The sequence below is a fragment of the bacterium genome (assembly GCA_036524115.1).
Taxonomy (GTDB): domain Bacteria; phylum JAUVQV01; class JAUVQV01; order JAUVQV01; family DATDCY01; genus DATDCY01.
This window is the reverse complement of record DATDCY010000139.1, coordinates 1-21,709: the sequence shown is the minus strand read 5'-3', so window position 1 is coordinate 21,709 and position 21,709 is coordinate 1. Positions and strand designations below refer to the sequence as shown.

Here is a 21,709-nt window from a genome sequence, read left to right as displayed (position 1 = left end):
CGGCGTCGCTCTGTCCGCTCGTCCCGCGTGCTGCTGTACCTAGCCCGGCGTTCCCGAGTCGTGGGGGTGCCGGGCCAACACCTGACCACCGGCCCCGTCCGAGGACAAAAGAACGGCAGCACAAGGAGAATGAAATGGCATCCAGCAGGAAATCGACCGTTGCGGCGCTCGTCGTCGCCGCTCTCGCGGCACCTGCCTTCGTTACACCTGCCGCCCGCGCAGCGACACAACTCCTCAACGTCTCGTACGACCCGACCCGCGAACTTTACGCCGAATACAACGCCGCCTTCGCGAAGCACTGGAAGAGCGTTTCCGGCGAGGAGGTGAGCGTCCAGCAGTCCCATGGCGGCTCGGGCAAGCAGGCGCGAGCCGTCATCGACGGCCTCGAGGCCGATGTGCTCACCCTGGCGCTCGCCGGGGACATCGACGCCGTCGCCGCGAACGCCGGGCTGCTCCCGACCGACTGGCAGAAGCGCCTTCCCGACAACAGCGCGCCCTACACCTCGACCATCGTGTTCCTTGTGCGCAAGGGCAATCCCAAGCAGATCAAGGACTGGGACGACCTGGCGAAACCGGGCGTCTCGGTGATCACGCCGAACCCCAAGACCTCCGGCGGCGCGCGCTGGAACTACCTCGCGGCCTGGGGCTTCGCGCTCAAGAGGGAACTCGGCGACCTGGCGCTCGTCAAGGACCCGGGCAGCGCGCCGGCCGTCGAGAAGGCGCAGGCCAAGGCCAGGGAGCTGGTCACGGCCATCTTCCGCAACGTGCCGGTCCTGGACTCCGGCGCGCGCGGCTCGACCACGACCTTCGTCCAGCGCGGGATCGGCGACGTGCTGCTCGCCTGGGAGAACGAGGCGTTCCTCGCCCTCAAGGAGTTCGGGAGCGACAAGTTCGAGATCGTGGCGCCTTCGATCAGCATCCTCGCCGAGCCGCCGGTGGCGGTCGTGGACGCCGTCGTCGACCGGCACGGCACCCGCAAGGTCGCCGAGGAATACCTGAGGTACCTCGCCTCGCCGGAGGGCCAGGAGATCGCGGCGAGAAACTTCTACCGCCCCCGCGACCCGGCGGCCGCGAAGAAGTTCGACGCGCAGTTCTCGAAGCTCGCGCTCTTCACGATCGACGACGTGTTCGGCGGCTGGCGGCAAGCCCAGCCCCGGCACTTCGCCGACAAGGGCGTCTTCGACCAGATCTACCAGCCGAAGTAGCGCGCACCGATGAAGGGCCCCGCCTTCCGACGGCCTTCGCCGCTTCCCGGCTTCGGCCTCACGCTGGGGTACACGGTCCTGTACCTCAGCCTGATCGTGCTGCTGCCGCTGGCGACCCTGTTCGCGAAGGCGGGGGCCCTCTCCTGGCAGGCGTTCTGGGCGATCGCCAGCGATCCCCGCGCGGTAGCCTCGTACCGTCTGACGCTGGGGGCCTCGCTGGTCGGGGCCCTGGTGAACGTGGTCTTCGGCTTCATCGTGGCCTGGACGCTCGTGCGCTACACCTTCCCCGGCCGGCGGGTCCTCGACGCGATCGTGGACCTGCCGTTCGCGATGCCGACCGCGGTCTCGGGCATCGCGCTGACGGCCGTCTACTCGCAGAACGGCTGGATCGGACGCTGGCTGGAGCCGCTCGGGATCCATGCCGCGTTCTCCCCCCTCGGGGTGACGCTGGCGTTGACTTTCATCGGCCTGCCGTTCGTCGTCCGGACCGTCGAGCCCGCCCTGCTGGAACTCGAGCGCGAGCAGGAAGAGGCTGCCGCGTGCCTCGGCGCCGGCCGCTGGCAGACGTTCGGGAGGGTCATTCTGCCCGCCGTTGCCCCGGCGCTGGTGACCGGGTTCGGACTGGCGTTCGCGCGGGCGCTCGGTGAATACGGCTCCGTCGTCTTCATCTCGGGCAACATGCCGATGAAGACCGAGATCACCTCGCTGCTGATCATCGTCAAGCTCGAGCAGTACGACTACGCGGGCGCCGCCGCGATCGCCGTCGTGATGCTCGCGGCCTCGTTCGCGCTGCTGCTGGCGATCAACCTGCTGCAGTGGTGGGCCGGCAAGCCCGGCAGGACGGGGGCCTGACCGTGGCCGGCACGTCACCGACCCATGCGGTTCGGGGCCGCGCCGGCGCCGCGCCCCGCGCCGTGGTCCGCGAGCCAGCCGCCGTCCGGGTGGCGCTGATCGCCGCCACCGTCCTCTACCTCGGACTGTTCCTCGCGGTCCCGCTGGCGGAGGTCTTCGCGGAGGCGCTGCGCAAGGGACTGCAGGCCTATTTCGCCGGGCTCAGGGATCCCGCGGCGCTGGCCGCAATTCGCCTCACGCTGACGGTGGCCGCGATCGCCGTGCCGCTCAACATCGTGTTCGGGCTCGCCGCCTCCTGGGCCATCGCCCGGTTCCGCTTCCCCGGACGCAGCGTGCTGCTGACCCTGATCGACCTGCCGTTCGCGGTCTCGCCGGTCATCGCCGGCCTGGTCTTCATCCTGCTGTTCGGTCTGCACGGCTGGCTCGGCCCGTGGCTGCAGGCGCACGACGTCCGGATCGTCTTTGCCATACCCGGCATCGTGCTGGCCACCGTCTTCGTGACGTTTCCGTTCGTGGCGCGGGAGCTGGTTCCGCTGATGGAGGAACTGGGCCCGGAAGAGGAGGAGGCCGCCCTGGTGCTCGGCGCGAGCGGCTGGCAGATCTTCCGCCTGGTCACCCTGCCGAACGTGCGTTGGGCGCTGCTCTACGGCGTGATCCTCTGCAACGCGCGCGCCATGGGCGAGTTCGGGGCGGTCTCGGTCGTCTCGGGTCACATACGCGGGCGGACCAACACCGTCCCGCTGCACGTGGAGATCCTCTACAACGAGTACAACTTCGTCGCCGCGTTCGCCGTGGCGTCCCTGCTGGCGCTGCTGGCCATCGCCACGCTCGTCGCCAAGGCGCTCGTCGAGCGCCGGCTGGCGCCGAGGGGCGACGCGGTCGAAGCGCAGGAGCCATCGTGAGCATCGAGCTGCGGCACATCAGCAAGACCTTCGGTCCCTTCCGGGCCCTGGACGACATCAACCTGGTCGTGCCGGACGGCGGCCTCGTGGCCCTGCTCGGCCCCTCCGGCTGCGGCAAGACGACGCTGCTGCGGATCATCTCCGGCCTGGAGACGCCCGACCCCGGGGACGCTTCGGCGATTCTCTTCCGGCAGCAGCAGGTGCTCGGTCAGGATGTGCGCGCCCGGCAGGTGGGCTTCGTGTTCCAGCACTACGCGCTGTTCCGGCACATGACCGTTGCCGAGAACATTGCCTTCGGGCTGCGCATCCTGCCTCGGAGGGCGCGTCCCGCAGAGGCGGCGATCCGCGCGCGTGTCGCGGAGCTGCTGCACCTGATCCAGCTCGCGGGACTCGAGGGCCGGTACCCCTCCCAGCTCTCGGGGGGCCAGCGCCAGCGCGTCGCGCTCGCCCGCGCGCTGGCGATCGAGCCCAAGGTCCTGCTGCTCGACGAGCCCTTCGGCGCGCTCGATGCGCGGGTGCGGTTGGACCTGCGCCGCTGGCTGCGACGGCTGCACGACGAGCTGCACGTCACCAGCGTCTTCGTCACGCACGACCAGGAGGAGGCGCTCGAGGTCGCGGACCGGGTCGTGGTCATGAACCGCGGGCGGATCGAGCAGGAGGGGACGCCCGACGAGGTCTTCCACCACCCCGCCTCGGAGTTCGTGATGGGCTTTCTCGGCAGCGTGAACCTCTTCCACGGCCGCATCGAGGGCGGCAAGGCGGTGTCGGGGCCGATCGTCGTCGACACGGTTGCCGCCGCCGGGGACGACGGCAAGTCGGCGAAGCTCTTCGTGCGGCCGCATGAGCTGGAGCTCTTCCCCTGGCAGGAGGAACGGGGCGGTCTGCGGGCCGCCGTCATTCGGGTGCAGTCGGCGGGGTCGGTGGTGAAGATCGAGTTGCGCTCGCGTTCCGGTCAGGCGCTGAACGTCGAGCTCCCGCACGAGCGCTTCCGGGAGCTGGGGGTGCAGCCCGGCCAGGACCTGCTCGTCGCGGTGCGCGAGGCGCGGGTCTTCGTCGACGACTACGCGATCTAGCGCCGGCGGGCGCGGAGGAGGAGGCATGCGGATCGGGAAGATCTTCGACATCGGGCGGGCGCTGGAGGCAGCGGCGTTCGCGGAGGCGGGGGAGCCCGAAACGGCGATTGCCCTGCTCCGCGGCGGCTGCGATGAGCCCAACGCGGCCACGGGCGGCGCCGGGACCTACCGCGCCCTTGTCGACGCCGTGCGGGAGTTGGGCAGCGTCGTCGTCGCATTCTCCGGCGGGGCGGACTCCTCGCTCGTGGCGGCGGCGTCCCAGGAGGCGCTCGGGACGCGCGCGCTGGCGGTCACCGCGGTCTCCGCCACGCTGCCGGGCCGCGAGCGCGAGGCGGCCGCGAGGACCGCCGCCGTGATCGGCATCCGCCACCTGGAGCTGCCGCTCGACGAGTTGGTCTCGCCGGATTTCGCCGCCAACGGCCCCGACCGCTGCTACCACTGCAAACGCGTGCGCATGGGCGGCATCATCGCCTGCGCCCGGGACAACGGATTTCGCGCGGTGCTCGACGGCACGAATGCCGACGACGGCGGGGACTGGCGGCCGGGACTGCGCGCCTGCGGCGAGCTGGGCGTGCGCAGCCCGCTCGCGGAGGCCGGGATCGGCAAGGCGGCGGTGCGGGCGATGCTGCGCGAGCTGGGCCTCGCCGTCCACGACAAGCCGTCGACCCCGTGCCTTTCCTCGCGCATCCCCTACGGGAGCGCGGTGACCAGGCAGAAGCTGCGCCAGATCGAGCAGGCGGAGGAGGCGCTTCACGTGCTCGGTCTGCGGGAAGTCCGCGTCCGCCACCATGGCGCAGTCGCGGTGATCGAGGTCCCGCGGGAGGATGCCCCGCGCGTGCTCTCGGCGGTCGGCCTGGCGGGCCGGCTGCGCGAGATCGGCTTCGCGCACGTGGCGCTCGACATCGAAGGTTTCCGCAGCGGGAGCCTGAACCGCGGGCTGCTCCGGCGGACGTGAGGCGTTCGGTCCTCGTCGCGATGAGCGGCGGCGTCGACTCCGCGGTCGCCGCGCTGCTGCTCAAGGAGGCGGGGCACGACGTCGTCGGCGTGACCCTCTGTCTCGGCCACGACGAGGGCCCCGGGGGCCGGGCGATCTGCTGCGGCGCGGACGCGGTGCGCGACGCGCGCGCGGTCTGCGATCGGATCGGCGTTGCGCACCACGTCTTCGACTTCTCGGCTGCGTTCCGGGAGCGCGTGATCGGGCGGTTCGTCGCCGGGCACGGGGCGGGGAGGACCCCGAACCCCTGCGTCGACTGCAACCGCTTCGTCAAGTTCGGCCTGCTGCTGGACAAGGCGCTCGCGCTCGGCTTCGACATGCTGGCCACCGGGCACTACGCGGGGATCGAGGCCCGCGGCGGGCGACGCTGCCTGACGCGCGCCCGCGACGCCGCCAAGGACCAGAGCTACTTCCTTTATGCGGTCCCGCGCGAGCGTCTCGGGAGGGTCCTCTTCCCGCTCGCGGACCTGACCAAGGGCGTTGTCCGCGAGATCGCGGCGCGCGCGGGACTTCCGGTCGCCCGCAAGCCCGAGAGCCAGGACCTCTGTTTCGGGCGCGGCACGGCGCAGGGCGGGCTCGGGACGAATGGAGAGGCGCCCGGCCCGATAGTCGACCGCGCGGAGCGCGTTCTCGGACGCCATGCGGGCCTGGGCGCGTACACGGTCGGGCAGCGCGCCGGGCTCGCGGCAGGCACGGGCCGCCGCCTCTATGTCCTCGCGAAGGACGCGCCGGCCAACCGCCTGGTGGTGGGCGAGAGGGAGGAGCTTCGGGCGTGGTCGTGCCGCGCGGGCGACGTCAACCTGTTCGTCGACGAACTGCCGGCGCGGCTTTCCGCCCGTGTCCGCCACCGCGGCCGCGAGCTGCCCTGTAGCGCGCGGCTCATCAACCAGGTGCTGGAGGTGCGCTTCGAGGAGCCGGCCGAGGCGCTTGCGCCGGGCCAGGCCCTCGTCCTCTACGACGGCACCAGCGTCGCCGGGGGGGGCACCATTCTCGACGGGGCTGGCGCCGCCCCAGACCAGAAGGAGTGAAGCCATGCGCAGACTGCGGCATGGGGCGCACCAGTCCCCGGGCGCCGTCAGCCGCATCGCTCATGTGTCTAGTGTTAAGATAGTGGGACTAGTTAAAAGTCAACCATTCGATTTTACGGTGGAAAATACCTCATTCATTGACAGTGGCGAGCACGTCAATGCTATCATGAGCGCATTGTGCAAGAAGGAACTATGAGGATTGATCGGGCAGACGGGGAGGGCGGTATGGGTAGAAGGATGATTGTCATTCTCGCAATCTTGTTCGGAGCCCTTGGCGCGCTGCCGGCAGGCGTTGCGGCGGCAGACCGGGAGCCGGTCAAGATCGGTCTCAACTACCCGAAGACCGGCCCCTACGCCACCCAGGGTCTCGACCAATATCGTGCGGCCACGATGGCGCTCGAGGAGATCAACGCGGGGGGCGGAATCCTCGGGCGGCCCGTGGAAATCGTCTGGCGCGATTCGCAGTCGAAGGTCGACGTCACGAAGCGCAATGTCACCGAACTGATCGAGCGCGAACAGGTCAAGATGCTCTTCGGCGGCTCGGCGAGCAGCGTCGCGATCGCCGCGGGGGAGATTGCGCAGCAGCACGGGGTGCCGTTCTTCGGCACGCTCACCTACTCGACGGACACCACCGGCAAGGACGGCCACCGCTACGTCTTCCGCGAGTGCTACGACTCCTGGATGGCGGCGCAGGTGCTCGCGGTCTACCTGAACGCGCGCTTCCCGTCGAAGAAGTACTTCTACGTCACCGCCGATTACACGTGGGGCTGGACGACCGAAACCGCCATGCGCGTGCTGACCGGGACCGCCGGCGCCACGCACGGGCGGGCGCTGACGCCCTTCCCGACCGCGACGACACAGGATTTCCGAGGCGCGCTCGCGAAGGCGCAAGCCGCCGCGCCGGACGTGCTCGTGCTCGTGCTTTTCGGCCAGGATATGGTCAGCGCCATCCGTATCGCGAACGAGCTCGGGCTGAACCGCAAGACGCAGATCGTCGTGCCGAACCTCACGCTGGGCATGGCGGAGGACGCCGGGCCGGAGGCGATGGCGGACGTCGTCGGGGCGCTGCCCTGGGCCTGGAACATTCCCTACAAGTACGACTATCCCGGCGGCAGGCGCTTCGTGGAGTCCTTCGCGAAGCGCTACGACCGCTACCCCTGCACCTCCGGCGCATCGGCCTACACGATCCTCTACGAGTACAAGGCGGCGGTCGAGAGAGCCGGGACCTTCGACGGCGCGGCAGTCGTGCGCGCCCTCGAAGGGCACGCCTACACCCTGCTCAAGGACTACCAGATCTGGCGCTCGTTCGACCACCAGTCGGTGCAGCGCGTCTTCGCCGTCAGGTGCAAGCCCGCGGCCGAAGTTGTCAAGGACAGGTTCAAGCAGGATTACTTCGAGGTTCTCGGCTCGCTCCCCGGCGACGAGGCCGCGATCGGGTTTGCGCAGTGGAAGGCCCAGCGGGTGGCCGCCGGCAAACCGCCCCAGCTCGAGGCGCTCCCAGGAGAAAAGTAGCGGCTCTGCCCCGGGGGGCCGGTGCCGCCGACAAATCCCCTCTCCCCCCGTTGCCAAAGGCACAGGCGATCGCTGTTCGCCGTCCGCGACCTCCGCAGGCAAGAAATGATCATCGGGCCTCCGGCACTTCGCGGAAGCGATAGGTGTAGACGAAGGTCTTGGGGTCGTAGCAGTCCAGGGGCCTGCCGCCGACCTCGGCGTAGGGATACCCGAAGGTGTTGAGCGGCGCGCCGGCCTGCGGCGGGTTCAGCACCAGGTCGCGCCCCTGCGCGAGCGCCACGCGGCAGGCGTCGACGTTGCCCCAGAAGTACTCGCGGTACTCCTTCGTCTTCGGGTCGCCGAGGTCGAGCTTCTCGACGAGCATCGCCTTGCGCACGTCCGCCGGGTCGACGGCGAACCAGCCGCAGCCGGGGAGGAAGACCTCGACCCAGCAGTGCTGCCAGGTGGTCACGTCTTCCTCGGCCTTCTTCCCGAGACGCAGGCCGAAGACCTCGCGGGCCGGGACGCCCGCCGCACGGCAGAGCGCGACGTACACCGAGGAGATGTCGGTGCACTTGCCGCCGGGTTTTCGCAGCAGTGCGCAGACGTCGCCCTTGCCGCAGCCCTTCGTGTCCGGGTCGCGGTACATGTTCTCGACCGTCCAGTCGTAGATCGCGCGCGCCTTCTCGAGGACGGTCCTCTTCCCGGAGGTGATCGTGGCAGACAGCTCCCGGACCTTGCCGTCGAGGGGACCGAGGCTCGTCGGTTGGAGGTACGGGCCATAGTCCCCCGGATTCCACGCAGGCTCGGCGGCCGGGAGATCACGCCGGGTGACCTCGTCCCGCTCGACGACGAAAGAGAGCGAGAGCTTGCGGGTCGGGGCCCCCTGCGACCACTCGGCGTACAGCGTCGGCGTGCCGTGCCGGCGGTCGGTGCCGACCCACGCCGTTGTGTAGTCTCCGCCGACGTGTGCGTCCCGCACCAACTGGTTTCGATCCGAGACGGGGTAGGGAATCCACAGGCGCGCCGGAGCGCCCGGCTCCTGCGCAGTCAGGTCGACCTCGAGCGTGACGATCCCCGATCGGGACGCTGCTGCCGCGCTCGGACCGGGTGTCGCAGCCGACAGCAGGCCTGTCAGCGCAAGACCGAGTGGAAGCCACTTCGCATCTCCTGTCTTCATGACACGTCCCCTCGATAGTTGACGGCCGTCAGGCTCTGAGCCTCTTGCGTTCTGTGCTCCCAAGACTTTGGCTAATCCTGGAAGTCATGTCAAGAGAAATGTTTGTATCTACATAGCAATACTAGTCATAGTGCAAAATATATTATAATCATAAAGATACGTGTTTCTGACGACTCTCGAAATCGCGCCGATATGGGCTCTTCATCGGCTGCAATTTGGTTTGTATGCTATAAAAGCCATCGTAATACTAGCAATACGATGGCTGCCCGGCCCGGGTCCTTCCCGGAGGGCCGAAACGGAGAGCGACGATGAACGGTGCGCGCAGGGTCTTCGATGATGTCTCTCAGCTGATCGGGTCGCGGGAGAACCCCACGCCGTTGGTACGGCTGGGGCGTCTGCAGCGGGCGGGGCAGGGCGACTTCCTGCTGAAGCTCGAGTGGATGAACCCCTTCGGCTCCATCAAGGATCGCACGGCGCGTGCCCTTCTCGAGGGGCTCGTGCGCGACGGGCGGCTCGACGGCCGGCGCGTCGTCGAGCCGACGTCCGGCAATACGGGCATCGCGCTTGCGGCCCTCTGCAACCTGCGGCAGCAGCCGTGCACGATCACCGTTCCTTCGGCCGTGCCGGCCGAGAAGGTGACCCTCCTGCGGCTGCTCGGCGCCGAAGTCTGGCCGACGCCGGATGACCTCTGCCCGATCGAGCACCCCAAGGACGGGGCGATCGCGCTCGCCAAGAGCTTCGTCGAGGGGGAGGGCACGCGCGATCGGTACGTGATGCCGAACCAGTACGAGAACCCGGACAACGTTCGGGCGCACTACGAGACGACGGGCCCCGAGATCTGGGACCAGACCGAGGGAGGGGTCACCCACTTCTTCGCCGGCCTCGGCACCTGCGGGACGATCACGGGCGTTGCGAAGTTCCTCAAGGAGCGCAGGCCGGCAGTCCGCGTGATCGCGATCGAGCCCGAGCGCGGCCACCGGATGCCGGGTCTCAAGAGTTTCGCGGAGAGCAGGAAACCGGGGATCCTTGACGAATCGCTGATCGACGAGACGGTGGTCGTGAAGGACGGGGACGCGTACGCGACCGCGGTGCGGCTGGCCCGCGAGGAAGGGCTGCTGGTCGGTCCCTCGACGGGTGCGGCGGTCTGGGCGGCGCTTCAAGCGCGGCTGCCGGCCGGGGCGGTGGCCGTGTGTATCTCCCCGGACAGCGCATTCAAGTACGGCTCGTTCTATGACGAAGTGGTGGGCAACGACGGGAGACCGGAGGTGACAGCGTGAGCGGGATCGACTATCGGGAATTGAAGCGCGGCGGTGTGATGCGCCAGGAGCGGGAGGACAGGTTCCTCGTGCGCCTGCACCTGGTCGCGGGGACGCTCGACGGCGCGCAGGCGCGGGCCGTCGCCGAGGCGGCGGAGCGGTTCGGCAGCGGTGCCCTGCACCTGACGAGCCGCCAGGGCATCGAGATACCCGATGTGCCCTCGGGCGCGCTGGTCGCCCTCAAGGCCTTCCTGGCCGCGCGCGGGATCGGCTTCGGCGTCTGCGGGCCGACCGTGCGCGGCGTCGTCGCGTGCCAGGGGCGTGGGGTGTGCCCGAACGGCGTCATCGAGACGCTGAATCTCGCCGGCGACCTGGACCGGACCTTCTTCGGCGCGCCGGCGCCGCACAAGTTCAAGATCGGCATCAGCGGCTGCGCGAACAACTGCCTCAAGGCCGAGGAGAACGACCTCGGCGTCAAGGGCTGGGTCGAGCCGCGCTGGAGCGGCGAGGGCTGCACGGGGTGCGGGCTCTGCCTCACGGTCTGCCCGACGAAGGCCGTCCGCGCCGGCGCCGACGGCGGGCCCGGCGGGATCGAGCGTGCCCGTTGCATCGGCTGCGGCGACTGCATCACCGCCTGCCCCTCCGGCAGCATGGTCGAGCGCGTCCGGGGCCATCGGATCTTCGTCGGCGGCAAGCTCGGGCGCGCACCGTCGCTGGGCCGGCCCCTCGCGGCCGTGCTCACGCGGCCGGAGGAGGTCACGGCGGCGGTCGCCGAGGCGCTGGAATTCTTCCGCCTCCAGGGCAAGCCCCGCGAGCGCTTCGGCGACACGCTGCGGCGGGTGGGGATCGAGGCGCTTGAGGTGCACCTCGGCGCGCTGCAGGGGAAGAGCGCATGAGCGTCCTCGTCGACATCACGCGGGACGCCTGCCCGATGACCACTGCCAAGGTGGGGATGGCGCTGGCCGGGCTCGGCTCGACCGGGACCCTGGAGATCCGCCTGACGCAGGGGGCGCTGACGAACGTGATCGCCGCCGTGAAGGCGCAGGGACATCGCGTGGCGGCGGTCGGGCGCGATGGCGGCCATTTCGTGCTGCAGGTCACCGCGGGCGGCGGGGGTGGCGCTGCCGCGCCGGCGGCCGGTTGCGGCTGATGACGGCCCCGGCGGCATCGGGCACCGTTGTCCCCGGAGGGCGCCAGCGAGAGGAACTGCTCGCGGAGCTGCGCGCCGCGGCCTCCGCGCGGGAACTGCTCGCGCGCGCCGCCGCGCTCCTGCACCCGCGGCTGGCGCTCGCGACGGCGTTCGGCCGCGAGAGCATCGTGCTGGTGTCGATGCTCGCGGAGGTCTTCCCGGGGGCCCGTATCTTCGCGATCGACACCGGCCGTCTGCCCGAGGAGACCTACGAGGTGGCGGAGCGGGTGCGCGAGCGCTTCGGCGTCGCCATCGAGTGGCACTTCCCGGAGCGCGCGTCGGTGGAAGAACAGGAGCGCCGGCAGGGACTCTTCTCCTTCAGGCGCGGTCTGGAGGCGCGAAGGGAGTGCTGCCGCATCCGCAAGGTCGAGCCGCTCGGACGCGCGCTCGCCGGTCTCGACGGCTGGATCTCGGGCCGGCGGGCGTCGCAGGGCGTCACCCGCTCCCGCGTGGAGGCGGTCGCGCTCGACGAGGCGCATGGCGGGCTGATCAAGCTCGACCCGCTGGCGGGGTGGACGGCTGGCGAGGTGGCCGAGTACATCCGGGCGCACGATCTGCCGTACAACCGGCTTCACGACCAGGGATACCCGTCGGTGGGCTGCGCGCCCTGCACCCGGCCCGTCCAGGCAGGCGACGACGAGCGGGCGGGGCGGTGGTGGTGGGAGCGGCCGGAGCACAAGGAGTGCGGGTTGCATCTCCCCAGCCAGCTGCACGGGTCCGGCATCTGATCACTGAGTGGCTCCAGAGAACCCGCGTCGGGGAATCAGTATTTGCAAGAGAGTCGATCGTCATAGTAGACTATTAATGAGGTTCGTCGCGGAGGAGCACTCATCGACGCCACAGGAGAGGGAGGAGCCATGCCCCGGATCTTCGAAGACATCACCTGTACCATCGGCAATACCCCGCTTGTTCGCCTGAACAGGGTCACGCGCGGCTGCCGTGCGACGGTGTTGGCCAAGATCGAAGGGCGCAATCCGTCGCTGTCGGCAAAATCCCGGATCGCGGCGGGCATGATCCGGGACGCCGAGGAACGTGGTGAACTCCGGCCAGGAGTCGAGATCGTGGAGGTCGCCACGAGCATCAACACCGGGATTTCGCTTGCGTTTGTCGCGGCCTGCCGCGGGTACGGGCTCACGCTGACCATGCCGGAGACCGTGGACGCCGAGCGACGCCTGGTGCTCACCGCCCTCGGCGCGAAACTCGTCCTGACACCGAAGGCGGAGGGAATTCGAGGCGCCATCGTCCGGGCCGAAGAGATCGCTGCGTCGGACCCGGCACGCTATCTTCAGCCGATGCTGTTCAACAATCCGGCCAACCCGGCCACGCACGAGCGGACGACCGGGCCGGAAATCTGGGACGACACCGACGGCGGCATCGACGTGCTGGTTGCGGGGGTCGGCACCGGGGGCACGATCACCGGCGTCTCGCGCCATATCAAGAACGGCCGCGGGAAGAAGATCATCTCCGTTGCGGTCGAGCCGAAGGAGAGCCCGGTAATCAGCCAGCGGCTCGCGAAAGAGCCGATTCGCCCCGGCCACCACAAGATCCGGGGCATCGGCGCCGGGATCATTCCCGAGACGCTCGACCTCACGATCATTGACCGCGTCGAGCAGGTCGACAGCGACGAGGCGCTGGATTTTGCGCACCGGCTCGCCCGGGAGGAAGGGCTTCTGGTCGGCATTTCCTCCGGCGCCGCCGGCGCCGCCGCCGTGCGACTGGCGCGGGAGGAGTCCTTTGCCGGGAAGACGATCGTCGTGATCTTCCCCGACATCGCCCAGCGCTATCTGGTGACCGCGCTCTGCGCAGGACTCGGCACCTGAGTCGCTCATGAGTGATCGGGCGTCGGCGTCGATCGCGGAGGCGAGGCTGCCGCGCCTTCGCGCGACGCCCGGAAGTGCGAGTCGCCAGATCGCGACCGTCGTCGGTCTCGTGCTGGGGATTTCGGTCCTGCACTACACCACCGTCACGACGCTGCCGCTGCTGCACGACTTCTACCGCCGCCTCTACTACATCCCGGTCGGGCTGGCTGCGGTCTGGTTCGGCGTCCGCGGCGGGATACTCGCTTCGACGCTGGTTACCGCCTTCTACGTCCCGCACATCCTGCTCGACTGGCACCACATGAGCCGGGAGCTGGCCAACCAGTTCATGGAGATCACCGTCTACTTCGGGTTCGCCGCGCTGATCGGCCACTTCGCCGGCAGGGAGAAGCGTTACCGCCTGCGTTGCGAGGAGGCCGCGGAGAAGCTCGAACGATCGTATCGGGATCTGCGACGGCAGGCGGACCTGATCCTGGAGATCGAGGGGCAGCTGCGGCGGGCCGATCGTCTCGCGGCCGTGGGCGAGCTGGCCGCGACCATCACCCACGAGATTCGCAATCCCCTGAGCTCGATCCGGGGCACCGTCGAAATCCTCAGGGAAGACCTGCCCCCGGACTCGCCGAAGGCGGAATTCCTCGACATCCTGCTCAAGGAGACCGACCGCCTGAACCAGGTGATCGAGGGGTACCTCGGCTTCGCCCGCCCGAAGGCCGGCGACGAGGCGCAGCTTCTGGACCTGGGGGAGCTCGCCCGCGAGACCGCGGGGCTCGTCCGCGTGCAGGCGGCGAAGGATGGCCTGGCGCTGACGACTGAGGTCGACCGGCCGCTGCCGGTGCGCGGCAGCCCGGTGCACCTGAAGCAGATCCTGCTCAACGTGTTGCTCAACGCGATGCAGGCAAGTGCGCGCGGCGGCAAGATCCGGCTGCGCGGGCTCGTGCGCGAGGGGCTGGTGAAGGGCCTGGAGTTCCGCGACGTGGAGGGACGGCTGGTGGAGATCGTCGTCGAGGACGAGGGGCCGGGCATCACGGCCGAGGCGCTGCCGAAGATCTTCTCGCCCTTCTACACCACGAAGCCGGAAGGCACGGGGCTCGGGCTGGCGATCAGCCTGCGCATCGCCGAGGCGCACGGCGGGATGCTGCGGGCGGAAAACCGGCCGGAGGGCGGGGCGCGATTCGTCCTGACGCTCCCCGCGGCCGAGGGTGACGCGGAAGCGAAGGTGCCCCGTGCCTGAGAAGATCCTGGTCGTCGACGACGACGCGAGCCTGCGGCGGATCCTGGAGTACAACCTCGCCAAGGAGGGCTACGCCGTGCTCACCGCGGAATCGGGCGAGCAGGCGCTCGCGGCGCTGGAAACCGAGCGCGTGGACCTGCTCCTGACCGACATCAAGATGCCGGGCATGGACGGCATGGACCTGCTGCGGCGCGTGCGGCAGGCCGCCCCCGAGACCCCGGTCATCGTCATCACCGCGTTCGGCACCATCGAGATGGCCGTCGAGGCGATGAAGGCCGGGGCCTTCGAGTACGTCACCAAGCCCTTCAACCGCGACGAGCTCGTCCTCGCCGTCCGCAAGGCGCTGCGGCTCAAGAGCCTGGAGCACGACAACGCGCGTCTGCGGCGCGAGGTGCAGAAGAAGTACGGCTTCGAGAACATCGTCGGCGACTCGCCGCTGCTGCAGAAGGTCTTCCGACTGATCGAAAAGGTCGCGGACTCCGATTCCTCGGTCCTGATCACCGGGGAAAGCGGCACGGGCAAGGAACTCGTGGCCAAGGCCATCCACTTCAGGAGCGCCCGGGCCGACCGGCCGTTCGTCGCCGTCAACTGCGCGGCGATCCCCCGTGAGCTGCTCGAGAGCGAACTGTTCGGCCACAAGAAGGGCGCCTTCACCGGAGCCGTGCGCGACAAGAAGGGCCGTTTCGAAGAGGCGGGGGGCGGCACGCTGCTGCTGGACGAGATCGCCGAACTCCCCGTCGATCTCCAGGCGAAGCTGCTGCGGGCGTTGCAGGAGCGCGAGTTCACGCCGGTGGGAGGCACCGGGGTGATCCGCTTCGAGGCCCGCGTGATCGCCGCCACCAACCGCGACCTCGAGGGCGACGTCGCCGAGGGACGGTTTCGCGAGGATCTGTACTACAGGCTGGCAGTGGTGCCGATCCACCTCCCGAGCCTGCGCGAGCGACCGGAAGACATCCCGCTGCTGGTCGCGCACTTCCTGCGGTCCCTCGGCGGCGGCAGGAAGGTCAAGGTGAGCCGCGAGGCGATGGACGCCCTCAAGCGCCACGCCTGGAAGGGCAACGTGCGCGAGCTGGAGAACGCCGTCGAACGGCTGCTGGTGCTCGGCGAGGCCGACGTCATCCGCCTCGAGGATCTGCCGGAGAAGATCCGCGCGCCGCGCCCGGCCGCGCCGGGCCTGGAGGCCGGCGGATTCTCGTTCACGTTCCCAGAGGAGGGGGTCTCGCTGGAGGAAGCCGAGAAGGCCCTGGTCCTCGAGGCGTTGCGCCGCAGCGGCTGGAACCAGAGTCGGGCGGCGCAGCTGCTCAAAGTCCCCCGTCACCTGCTCCTCTACCGGATGGAGAAATTCGCGCTGCCGCGCAGGCCGCCGCGGGAGCCATAGGCATGGCGGTGCCAGGTGAAGCACTGGGGCCATCCGGGATCGGAAACGCGCCGGTTCCGGGAGGCCGCACATCGAGTCAGGATTTCCGGATGTAATACCGATACAGGCCCCCGCTCCGTTCTGCCCCGACGATAGACCCGCGATTCACCCGCGGCGTGCTGAAGAAGGAAGGCATGGAGTTCTACGCCGGCCTGCCCATCCTCGCCAGGGGCAAGGTGGTGGGTGTGCTCTGTGTCATCACGCATACCCCCTACAATCTTGACCGTGAACTTCTCGATATTCTCAGGGCGGCGACGCAGCCGATCGGTCTTGCCATCGAGAACGCCCGGATCTACGAAACCGTAAGGAAAGAAGCGGATGCCAGGAGTCGCTACTTCAATTTCGAGGGGATCATCGCCAACAGCCCGAAAATGACCGGCATCCTCAGTCTCGTGCGGAAGGTTACTGACGTGCCTACGAGCATTCTGGTCTACGGCGAGAGCGGCACCGGCAAGGAGTTGATCGCGCGGGCCATCCACTTCAACAGCATCCGCAAAGACCGGCCCTTCGTCGCGGTCAACTGCGCGGCGCTTCCCGAAGCCCTGCTGGAGTCGGAGCTCTTCGGCTACGTCAAGGGCGCATTCACTGGCGCAGGTGCCGACAAGAAGGGGCTCTTCGAGGCGGCCGACAGCGGCACCATGTTCTTGGACGAGGCCGAGGCCATGAGCGGCAATCTGCAAGTCAAGTTGCTGCGGGTCCTCCAGGATGGCGCGTTTCTCAAGGTCGGGGGCACGCAGCCGTGCCAGGTCAACGTGAGGATCATCGCGGCCTCGAACAGAAACCTTGAGGAGGCGATCCGGGAGAAACACTTCAGGGAGGACCTCTATTATCGGCTGAATGTAATTCGGATCGATTTGCCTCCGCTGAGGGACCGGCGTGAGGACATTCCCCTGCTGACGAGATACTTCATGGCCAAGTACAGCAAGAAGATCGGGAAGGATGTTCGCCGGATCGCTGACGACGCCCTTCAGGCACTCGTGTGGTATCCCTGGCCAGGCAATATCCGGGAGCTCGAGAACATGGTCGAGCGGGCTCTGGTGGTGACCGAAACCGACGAAATCAGAAGAGAGGACCTACCAGTCGAGCTACTCGGAATCGCGGAAGTTGAGCACAGAGACCTCACCCTGAAAAGTGTCGAGAAGGACCACATCTCTCGTGTGCTGAAGCTCACCGGAGGCAACAAGAAGCAGGCGGCGCGGGAGCTGGGAGTGAACGCCGCCACGCTCTGGAGAAAATTGAAGCTGTTCCAGGAATCTCGTTGATTGCATCTTCTCGAACAAGATAAAACTAACGATATCAGTGTCTTGAAGTGCCTTCGAGCACGACTGACGCAATTGAGCGCTCGGGGGCATTGCATTTTGCACGCTTGACCGCCCGATCAAGCCAGCCGAGTGCTCCCGTTTCCTAACCCATGCATGCGTTTCTGGGTTCACGAAATGCGCTGCTACGCTGAAATGATGACAATACTCCTTCTATTCTGCGTAAGCCGCCTCGGATCTCAGGTTCGCTTGGACATGGCATGAGCGATGCATTATCCCTGCGCGAACCTTTAACGGAGGGAACGGCAATGGCGGTGCTCAACGGGCTGGAAGTGGACAACCTGGTCAAGGTAGTCGAGGCGGTCAAGCAGAAGTGGGAAATGGGCAAGACGATCTGGAAGGCGTCCACCACATGGAAAGGGGGCTTCAAAGTCGAGACGTGCTCGCGCGAGTTCACGCTCCAGGTGGACGAGCCGGAAATGCTCTGCGGCACCAACTTGGCGGCCAATCCCGTCGAGATGGTCCTCCAGGCCTACGGAGCCTGCCTCTCGATCGGCTACGCGATGAATGCAGCAGTTCGCGGGATCAAGATCCACGACCTCAAGATCGATCTCGAAGGCGAAATCGACCTTCCCGGCTTTCTTGGCCTCGAGGCTCCGGAGAATTTGAAGATGGACAAGCTCCCCGGCTTCAAGACCATCGACGTGAAGGTGAAGATCAAGGCGGACGCCACGGCGGAGGCGCTTCGCCAGCTCCACGCGCACGTGGTGGCCACCTCTCCGGTCGGGCTCACGCTCTCGCGGCCGGTCAAGATCGGCACGGAAGTGGAGGTCTTGTGATGCAGCTGCTCGGTCAGACAAGCGTTGATGAGCGCCGGTCCTGTACCGAGCAGCCGCTCTTCGCGATCGTCTGCGCCTCGGGCTTCGAGAACGAGGAGCGGGTCCGGTCAGCGCTGATGTTCGCCTCGCTGGCGGCTTCGGCCGACTTCCAGACCATTCTCTATTGCATTCAGGGTGCGGTCGAGGTGATGGTGAAGGGAGCCATCGCGGCCCGGGAGACGCCGCGGCCGGGCTTGCCGTCCACTGCCCAGCGACTGCAGGAGGCGTTGGAGATGGGGGTGGAGATACAGTGCTGCACCCAGACGATGGCAAACAAGAAGATCTCCCCACAGGAGCTGGTGGAAGGCGTGTCGCCGGCCGGAGCGATGAGCCTGATCGCGGTGACGACCAGGGCAAGAGGGACGATCAGTTTTTGATTCACTGATCCGTCGGGGGAGTGTGACCCTCCCCCGACGGATTCTTCTGGGCCGCGCTGGAAGCGCGCCGACCGCCTGTTGACGGAACAGACCGCCAATGAACAGAGCGATGCGGCACGCCGGAAAGACGGCCAGGACAAGAAGGCCCAGAGCGGACATCACGTAGATGGTGACGAAGCCACCCAGATGGATCGGTCGGCGGTCGGCGATTTCGATCTCCGGTCCGAGTTCCTCGACGGGGGCCTTGACTTGAAGGTTCATGCGGAGCCCCCGGGAAGTGCCGCCGGATGAGTTGTTCGCCGAGTACAAGACGGTCTCGCCGCCCCGCAGAACCATCCCCAGGTCCTCGGACTGCCCGAACTCAGCGAGAGCATCGCCAACGATGTCCCCGTCTGATCAGTCCCAGTGGCTGATCACCGGCAGACGCTCGGTCGGCGGCAGGCTCGCGAGTTCACGGACGAGCAGGGAGCCTTCCGCTTCCACCGCCGCGAGAATGACCGCCTGCGCCCCCGATGTGGCGATAGCCTGGTAGAGTTCCCCGCCCAAGAAGGGCGCCTTCACCGGGGCGGTGCGCGACAAGAAGGGCCGCTTCGAGGAGGCCGGCCGCGGCACCCTCCTGCTGGATGAGGTCGCCGAGCTGCCCGTCGACCTGCAGGCGAAGCTGCTGCGCGCGCTCGCGCGATACCCCTGGAAGGGCAACGTGCGCGAGCTCGAGAACACGATCGAGCGGTTGCTGGTGCTGGGCGAGCCCGATCTCATCCGTGTCGAGGACCTCCCTGAGAAGATCCGCGCGCCGCGCCCGGCCGCGCCGGGGCTGGACCCCGGCGGCTTCTCGTTCACGTTCCCCGGGGAGGGGGTCCCGCTGGAGGAAGCCGAGAAGGCCCTCATCCTCCAGGCGTTGCGCCGCAGCGGCTGGAACCAGAGCCGCGCGGCGCACCTGCTGAGGGTCCCGCGCCACCTGTTGCTCTACCGGATGGAGAAATACTCCCTGCCCCGAAAGCCGGGGGCCGCGGCCGTGTCTCCCGGCGGCGCACAGCGTGCAGAATAGCCGTCACCTGCAGGAGACTATTCGCCATCTTCGGCGCCGCGTCTTCGAGAAGTCCCGCAATAACTGGCGTTCTCCGTTCTGGCACGGACGTTGCTGTGGCACTCATGCAGTGGAGCGCAACAGGTGGAGAACGGAAAGGAAGGCCGCGACATGAGAAACGACAGGAGAACGCGCAGCCCTCCGGAGCGGGCGAAGCGCCGGAGAGCCGATGTGCGGAAAGAACGATCGTCCACGGAGACGACAACGGAAAGGAAACTGCCATGAAGAAGAACCTGTGTTGCACGCTGGTCCTCGCGGCCGCGCTGGGCCTCGCCATCGCCAGCCCTGCCTTCGCGACGGATCTCTCGCGCTACGGCGCCGAGATCCGCAAGGCCCAGGTGTCGGGGTACACGCTGACTTACACCCTGATCGGCGTCCCCGAGATGAACGTGACGTCCGTGATGCCGATGTCCTCGTACGACGGCGGGCCCAACAAGTCCCACCACCTGATGGTCTTCGTCACGGGCGCGAACGGCAGGGCGGTGCGGGACATCGACGTCGGCTACGTCGTGACCCGGCCCAGCGGCGTCAGCGACGGCTATCCCGCGTTTGTCATGGACGGCGGGGCCGGCACCGACGTCGACCTGGCCTTCCGCGGCGCCTACACCATCCAGACCAAGATCGCGCTGCCGGAGACCGAGTTGGTCGACAGCTTCGTCTACGACCTGAAGTGACCTGCCCGACGGCGGCGACATCGGCATCGATGTCGCCGCCCGTCCTGAGAACAAAGCCATCCGACCGGTCGCCCGCGATGCTTGCCCGTCTCCCGATCCTGCCGCACAATAGTCTCCAACTCCCTCAAGACTATTCTTCAGTTGCGGAGTCGCCGCGAGACGAATAACTTAGAATATCAGCGCGTTCTTGCACTGGCATGTGCCTTGCATTCTCGTAGCCCGACGGAGGAGAAAGCCATGAAGAGGGATGCAACGGCGGCAGGGACGCACCGCAGACGAGGGACGATCGCCTGCCTTCTCGGAGCCACGATCACGGCCTGGGCTTCGACTTCGGCGGGGGCGTCGGGGCCGGTGGCGCCCCCGGACGGCGAAAGCGCCGCGCTGGAGGCGAAGATCGTGCAGGGGGCCGGCGTCGCCGATCTGGTGAACCTGGGCTACCGCTCGAGCCCGATGATCCGCGCGGCGCGGGCGGAATGGCGGGCGGCGGTGGAGAAGTACCGCGTCGACACGGCGTGGGCCGACCCGGAACTCATGGTCGAGGGGATGTATCCGGCGGAAGACCCGGGAAATCTGGCCAAGCCGATGGACTGGAGCGTCGCGCTGAGCCAGGCGATTCCCCTCTGGGGCCGCCAGGGCACGGCCGGCGCGGTGACCCGCGCGGAGGTGCGCGTGGCAAAGCTCAAGGCGGACGCGGCCGTGCGCGACATGACGTACGGGGTGCGCCGATCGGCCGCCGAACTGGGCTACCTGGCAGCGGCCCGGCAGATCGCGGGTGACCAGCAGGAACTGGTGGCGAAGCTGGTGGCCGGCGGCGCCGGCGCCTATGCGGGGCAGCGGGCGAGCCTGTTCGAGCTCATGAAGGCCCGCGCCCAGTCCGGACAGGTCGCTTACGACGTGCTGCTGCTCGAGGAGGCCGAGCGCACGGAGCGGGCGCGGCTCAACGCACTGCTCGACCGGGCCCCCGACGCTCCGATCGGCGCGATCGCCGGCGAGAGCGCCGCAGCGCTCGCGTTCAGCGTGTCCGAGATCGACGCCCTTGTGGAGACAAACAACGACGACGTGCTCGTCGCGGGCGCGGAGGCAGAGAAGGCCGAGGCGATGGCCAAACTCGTGCGCTATGAGAATCTGCCGGAAGTTTCGCTCGGCGTGTCCTATGGCCAGGAGGACGACGAGAAGCAGTTCGGCCTGCGGGCCGGCCTCATGCTGCCGCTGCACCCCGGCAAGAACGCCGGGCGTCTCGGCGCCGCGCAGGCCGACATCGAGCGGATGCGCGCGATGTACCGCTCCCGGCTCAACGAGACCCGCGCGAAGGCGCACGACGTCGCCTTCCGGCTGAAGAACGCCGAGCGGCTCGACGCGCTCTACCGCGACGATCTCATCCCACAGGCCGAACGGGCCATCGAGGCATCCCAGGCCCGGTTGGATCAGGGGCAGGGTGACCTGGGCGCGGCCGCCGAGGCGCGCAGCGCGTGGTACTCGTTCCGGCTGGCGCGCGCACGGGCCCAGGCGGACCGCGGCGCGCTCCTGGCGGAACTGGAGTCCCTGGCCGGGCGTTCGCTGACGCGCCGCGACGACGCCGCGGCCGGGCCGCAGGGGGGCGCGAAATGAAGACCGCACCGTTCGCCGTCCTGGCGCTGCTCGTGCTGGCGGGCGACGTCGCCGCCGCGTCCGAATACGAGGCGTTGCGCAAGGAGTTCGACGCCTACGCGCCGCGCGCGCTGGTGCTGCCGCAACCGTCCGGCGCGCCCGCTGCGGCCCCCGACGAGGCGGCGTTCGCCGCCGCCTCGGAGCGGCTGCAC

General features: G+C 68.3%; 23 protein-coding genes. 21 read left to right on the top strand and 2 right to left on the bottom strand.

Annotation, left to right across the window (positions count from 1 at the left end; translation table 11 throughout):
* The first annotated feature begins 134 nt into the window (after positions 1–134).
* The 7 genes from VI078_06665 to VI078_06635 all read left to right on the top strand — a co-directional run bounded on the left by VI078_06665 (position 135) and on the right by VI078_06635 (position 7,566).
* Positions 135–1,205, top strand: coding sequence for a sulfate ABC transporter substrate-binding protein (locus VI078_06665; GenBank protein HEY5998974.1), 1,071 nt, complete (start codon positions 135–137; stop codon positions 1,203–1,205).
* A 9-nt stretch (positions 1,206–1,214) separates the two neighbouring features.
* The gene (cysT, locus tag VI078_06660) at positions 1,215–2,057 is read left to right on the top strand and encodes a sulfate ABC transporter permease subunit CysT (GenBank protein HEY5998973.1); all 843 of its coding nucleotides are present in this window, start codon (positions 1,215–1,217) and stop codon (positions 2,055–2,057) included.
* A 62-nt stretch (positions 2,058–2,119) separates the two neighbouring features.
* Complete coding sequence (gene cysW, locus VI078_06655) at positions 2,120–2,959, top strand: sulfate ABC transporter permease subunit CysW (GenBank protein ID HEY5998972.1); 840 nt, start codon at positions 2,120–2,122, stop codon at positions 2,957–2,959.
* Positions 2,956–4,032: a TOBE-like domain-containing protein gene (locus VI078_06650; GenBank protein ID HEY5998971.1), complete on the top strand. Its 1,077-nt coding sequence runs from the start codon at positions 2,956–2,958 to the stop codon at positions 4,030–4,032. The genes cysW and VI078_06650 overlap by 4 nt, the downstream gene beginning before the upstream one ends.
* 25 nt (positions 4,033–4,057) lie before the next feature.
* Entirely contained in the window at positions 4,058–4,987 is a 930-nt protein-coding gene (gene larE / locus VI078_06645) for an ATP-dependent sacrificial sulfur transferase LarE (GenBank protein HEY5998970.1), read from the top strand.
* Positions 4,984–6,054: a tRNA 2-thiouridine(34) synthase MnmA gene (mnmA, locus tag VI078_06640; protein HEY5998969.1), complete on the top strand. Its 1,071-nt coding sequence runs from the start codon at positions 4,984–4,986 to the stop codon at positions 6,052–6,054. The genes larE and mnmA overlap by 4 nt, the downstream gene beginning before the upstream one ends.
* Positions 6,055–6,291: 237 nt before the next feature.
* The gene (locus VI078_06635) at positions 6,292–7,566 is read left to right on the top strand and encodes a substrate-binding protein (GenBank protein ID HEY5998968.1); all 1,275 of its coding nucleotides are present in this window, start codon (positions 6,292–6,294) and stop codon (positions 7,564–7,566) included.
* Between the two features lie 109 nt (positions 7,567–7,675).
* Here VI078_06635 and VI078_06630 read toward each other — a convergent pair whose 3' ends face one another.
* Complete coding sequence (locus VI078_06630; protein ID HEY5998967.1) at positions 7,676–8,725, bottom strand: transglutaminase domain-containing protein; 1,050 nt, start codon at positions 8,723–8,725, stop codon at positions 7,676–7,678.
* A 308-nt stretch (positions 8,726–9,033) separates the two neighbouring features.
* Between VI078_06630 and VI078_06625 the strand changes: the two genes are divergently transcribed.
* From VI078_06625 to VI078_06580, 10 genes are all read left to right on the top strand, one after another.
* Positions 9,034–10,002: a PLP-dependent cysteine synthase family protein gene (locus tag VI078_06625; GenBank protein HEY5998966.1), complete on the top strand. Its 969-nt coding sequence runs from the start codon at positions 9,034–9,036 to the stop codon at positions 10,000–10,002.
* Positions 9,999–10,877: a 4Fe-4S binding protein gene (locus tag VI078_06620; protein ID HEY5998965.1), complete on the top strand. Its 879-nt coding sequence runs from the start codon at positions 9,999–10,001 to the stop codon at positions 10,875–10,877. The genes VI078_06625 and VI078_06620 overlap by 4 nt, the downstream gene beginning before the upstream one ends.
* On the top strand, positions 10,874–11,131 hold the full coding sequence (locus VI078_06615) for a sulfurtransferase TusA family protein (GenBank protein HEY5998964.1): 258 nt from the start codon (positions 10,874–10,876) through the stop codon (positions 11,129–11,131). Before VI078_06620 ends, VI078_06615 begins: the two co-directional genes overlap by 4 nt.
* Positions 11,131–11,898 carry a phosphoadenylyl-sulfate reductase gene (locus VI078_06610; GenBank protein HEY5998963.1) on the top strand — a complete coding sequence of 256 codons (768 nt, stop codon included), beginning with the start codon at positions 11,131–11,133 and terminating at the stop codon, positions 11,896–11,898. Before VI078_06615 ends, VI078_06610 begins: the two co-directional genes overlap by 1 nt.
* A 129-nt stretch (positions 11,899–12,027) precedes the next feature.
* A complete protein-coding gene (cysK, locus tag VI078_06605) occupies positions 12,028–12,990 on the top strand; it encodes a cysteine synthase A (protein HEY5998962.1) in 963 nt (320 codons plus the stop codon).
* Positions 12,991–12,997: 7 nt separating this feature from the next.
* Complete coding sequence (locus VI078_06600) at positions 12,998–14,218, top strand: ATP-binding protein (protein ID HEY5998961.1); 1,221 nt, start codon at positions 12,998–13,000, stop codon at positions 14,216–14,218.
* Positions 14,211–15,596 carry a sigma-54 dependent transcriptional regulator gene (locus VI078_06595; GenBank protein ID HEY5998960.1) on the top strand — a complete coding sequence of 462 codons (1,386 nt, stop codon included), beginning with the start codon at positions 14,211–14,213 and terminating at the stop codon, positions 15,594–15,596. The genes VI078_06600 and VI078_06595 overlap by 8 nt, the downstream gene beginning before the upstream one ends.
* 131 nt (positions 15,597–15,727) lie before the next feature.
* Positions 15,728–16,897 (top strand): sigma 54-interacting transcriptional regulator, encoded by a 1,170-nt coding sequence (locus VI078_06590; protein ID HEY5998959.1) that lies wholly within the window; start codon positions 15,728–15,730, stop codon positions 16,895–16,897.
* A 305-nt stretch (positions 16,898–17,202) separates the two neighbouring features.
* Entirely contained in the window at positions 17,203–17,733 is a 531-nt protein-coding gene (locus tag VI078_06585; protein ID HEY5998958.1) for an OsmC family protein, read from the top strand.
* Positions 17,733–18,149, top strand: a complete 417-nt coding sequence (locus VI078_06580; GenBank protein HEY5998957.1) for a DsrE family protein — start codon at positions 17,733–17,735, stop codon at positions 18,147–18,149. The genes VI078_06585 and VI078_06580 overlap by 1 nt, the downstream gene beginning before the upstream one ends.
* Before the next feature lie 396 nt (positions 18,150–18,545).
* On the opposite strand, the gene VI078_06575 is transcribed toward VI078_06580, so the two are convergent.
* Positions 18,546–18,695 (bottom strand): hypothetical protein, encoded by a 150-nt coding sequence (locus VI078_06575; GenBank protein HEY5998956.1) that lies wholly within the window; start codon positions 18,693–18,695, stop codon positions 18,546–18,548.
* 22 nt (positions 18,696–18,717) lie between these two features.
* Here VI078_06575 and VI078_06570 point away from each other — a divergent pair, with 22 nt between their 5' ends.
* From VI078_06570 to VI078_06555, 4 genes are all read left to right on the top strand, one after another.
* Positions 18,718–19,197, top strand: coding sequence for a helix-turn-helix domain-containing protein (locus tag VI078_06570; GenBank protein HEY5998955.1), 480 nt, complete (start codon positions 18,718–18,720; stop codon positions 19,195–19,197).
* 260 nt (positions 19,198–19,457) lie between these two features.
* Entirely contained in the window at positions 19,458–19,910 is a 453-nt protein-coding gene (locus VI078_06565) for a hypothetical protein (GenBank protein ID HEY5998954.1), read from the top strand.
* 351 nt (positions 19,911–20,261) lie between these two features.
* Entirely contained in the window at positions 20,262–21,518 is a 1,257-nt protein-coding gene (locus VI078_06560) for a TolC family protein (GenBank protein ID HEY5998953.1), read from the top strand.
* On the top strand, positions 21,515–21,709 hold a 195-nt coding region (locus tag VI078_06555; protein ID HEY5998952.1), incomplete at its 3' end, for a hypothetical protein. The genes VI078_06560 and VI078_06555, both read left to right, overlap by 4 nt.

Coding starts and splice junctions, on each gene's coding strand:
- VI078_06665 (HEY5998974.1), top strand. CDS start 135: ATGGCATCCAGCAGGAAATCGACCGTTGCGGCGCTCGTCGTCGCCGCT.
- cysT (HEY5998973.1), top strand. CDS start 1,215: ATGAAGGGCCCCGCCTTCCGACGGCCTTCGCCGCTTCCCGGCTTCGGC.
- larE (HEY5998970.1), top strand. CDS start 4,058: ATGCGGATCGGGAAGATCTTCGACATCGGGCGGGCGCTGGAGGCAGCG.
- VI078_06635 (HEY5998968.1), top strand. CDS start 6,292: ATGATTGTCATTCTCGCAATCTTGTTCGGAGCCCTTGGCGCGCTGCCG.
- VI078_06630 (HEY5998967.1), bottom strand. CDS start 8,725: ATGAAGACAGGAGATGCGAAGTGGCTTCCACTCGGTCTTGCGCTGACA.
- VI078_06625 (HEY5998966.1), top strand. CDS start 9,034: ATGAACGGTGCGCGCAGGGTCTTCGATGATGTCTCTCAGCTGATCGGG.
- VI078_06615 (HEY5998964.1), top strand. CDS start 10,874: ATGAGCGTCCTCGTCGACATCACGCGGGACGCCTGCCCGATGACCACT.
- VI078_06610 (HEY5998963.1), top strand. CDS start 11,131: ATGACGGCCCCGGCGGCATCGGGCACCGTTGTCCCCGGAGGGCGCCAG.
- cysK (HEY5998962.1), top strand. CDS start 12,028: ATGCCCCGGATCTTCGAAGACATCACCTGTACCATCGGCAATACCCCG.
- VI078_06600 (HEY5998961.1), top strand. CDS start 12,998: ATGAGTGATCGGGCGTCGGCGTCGATCGCGGAGGCGAGGCTGCCGCGC.
- VI078_06585 (HEY5998958.1), top strand. CDS start 17,203: ATGGCGGTGCTCAACGGGCTGGAAGTGGACAACCTGGTCAAGGTAGTC.
- VI078_06580 (HEY5998957.1), top strand. CDS start 17,733: ATGCAGCTGCTCGGTCAGACAAGCGTTGATGAGCGCCGGTCCTGTACC.
- VI078_06565 (HEY5998954.1), top strand. CDS start 19,458: ATGAAGAAGAACCTGTGTTGCACGCTGGTCCTCGCGGCCGCGCTGGGC.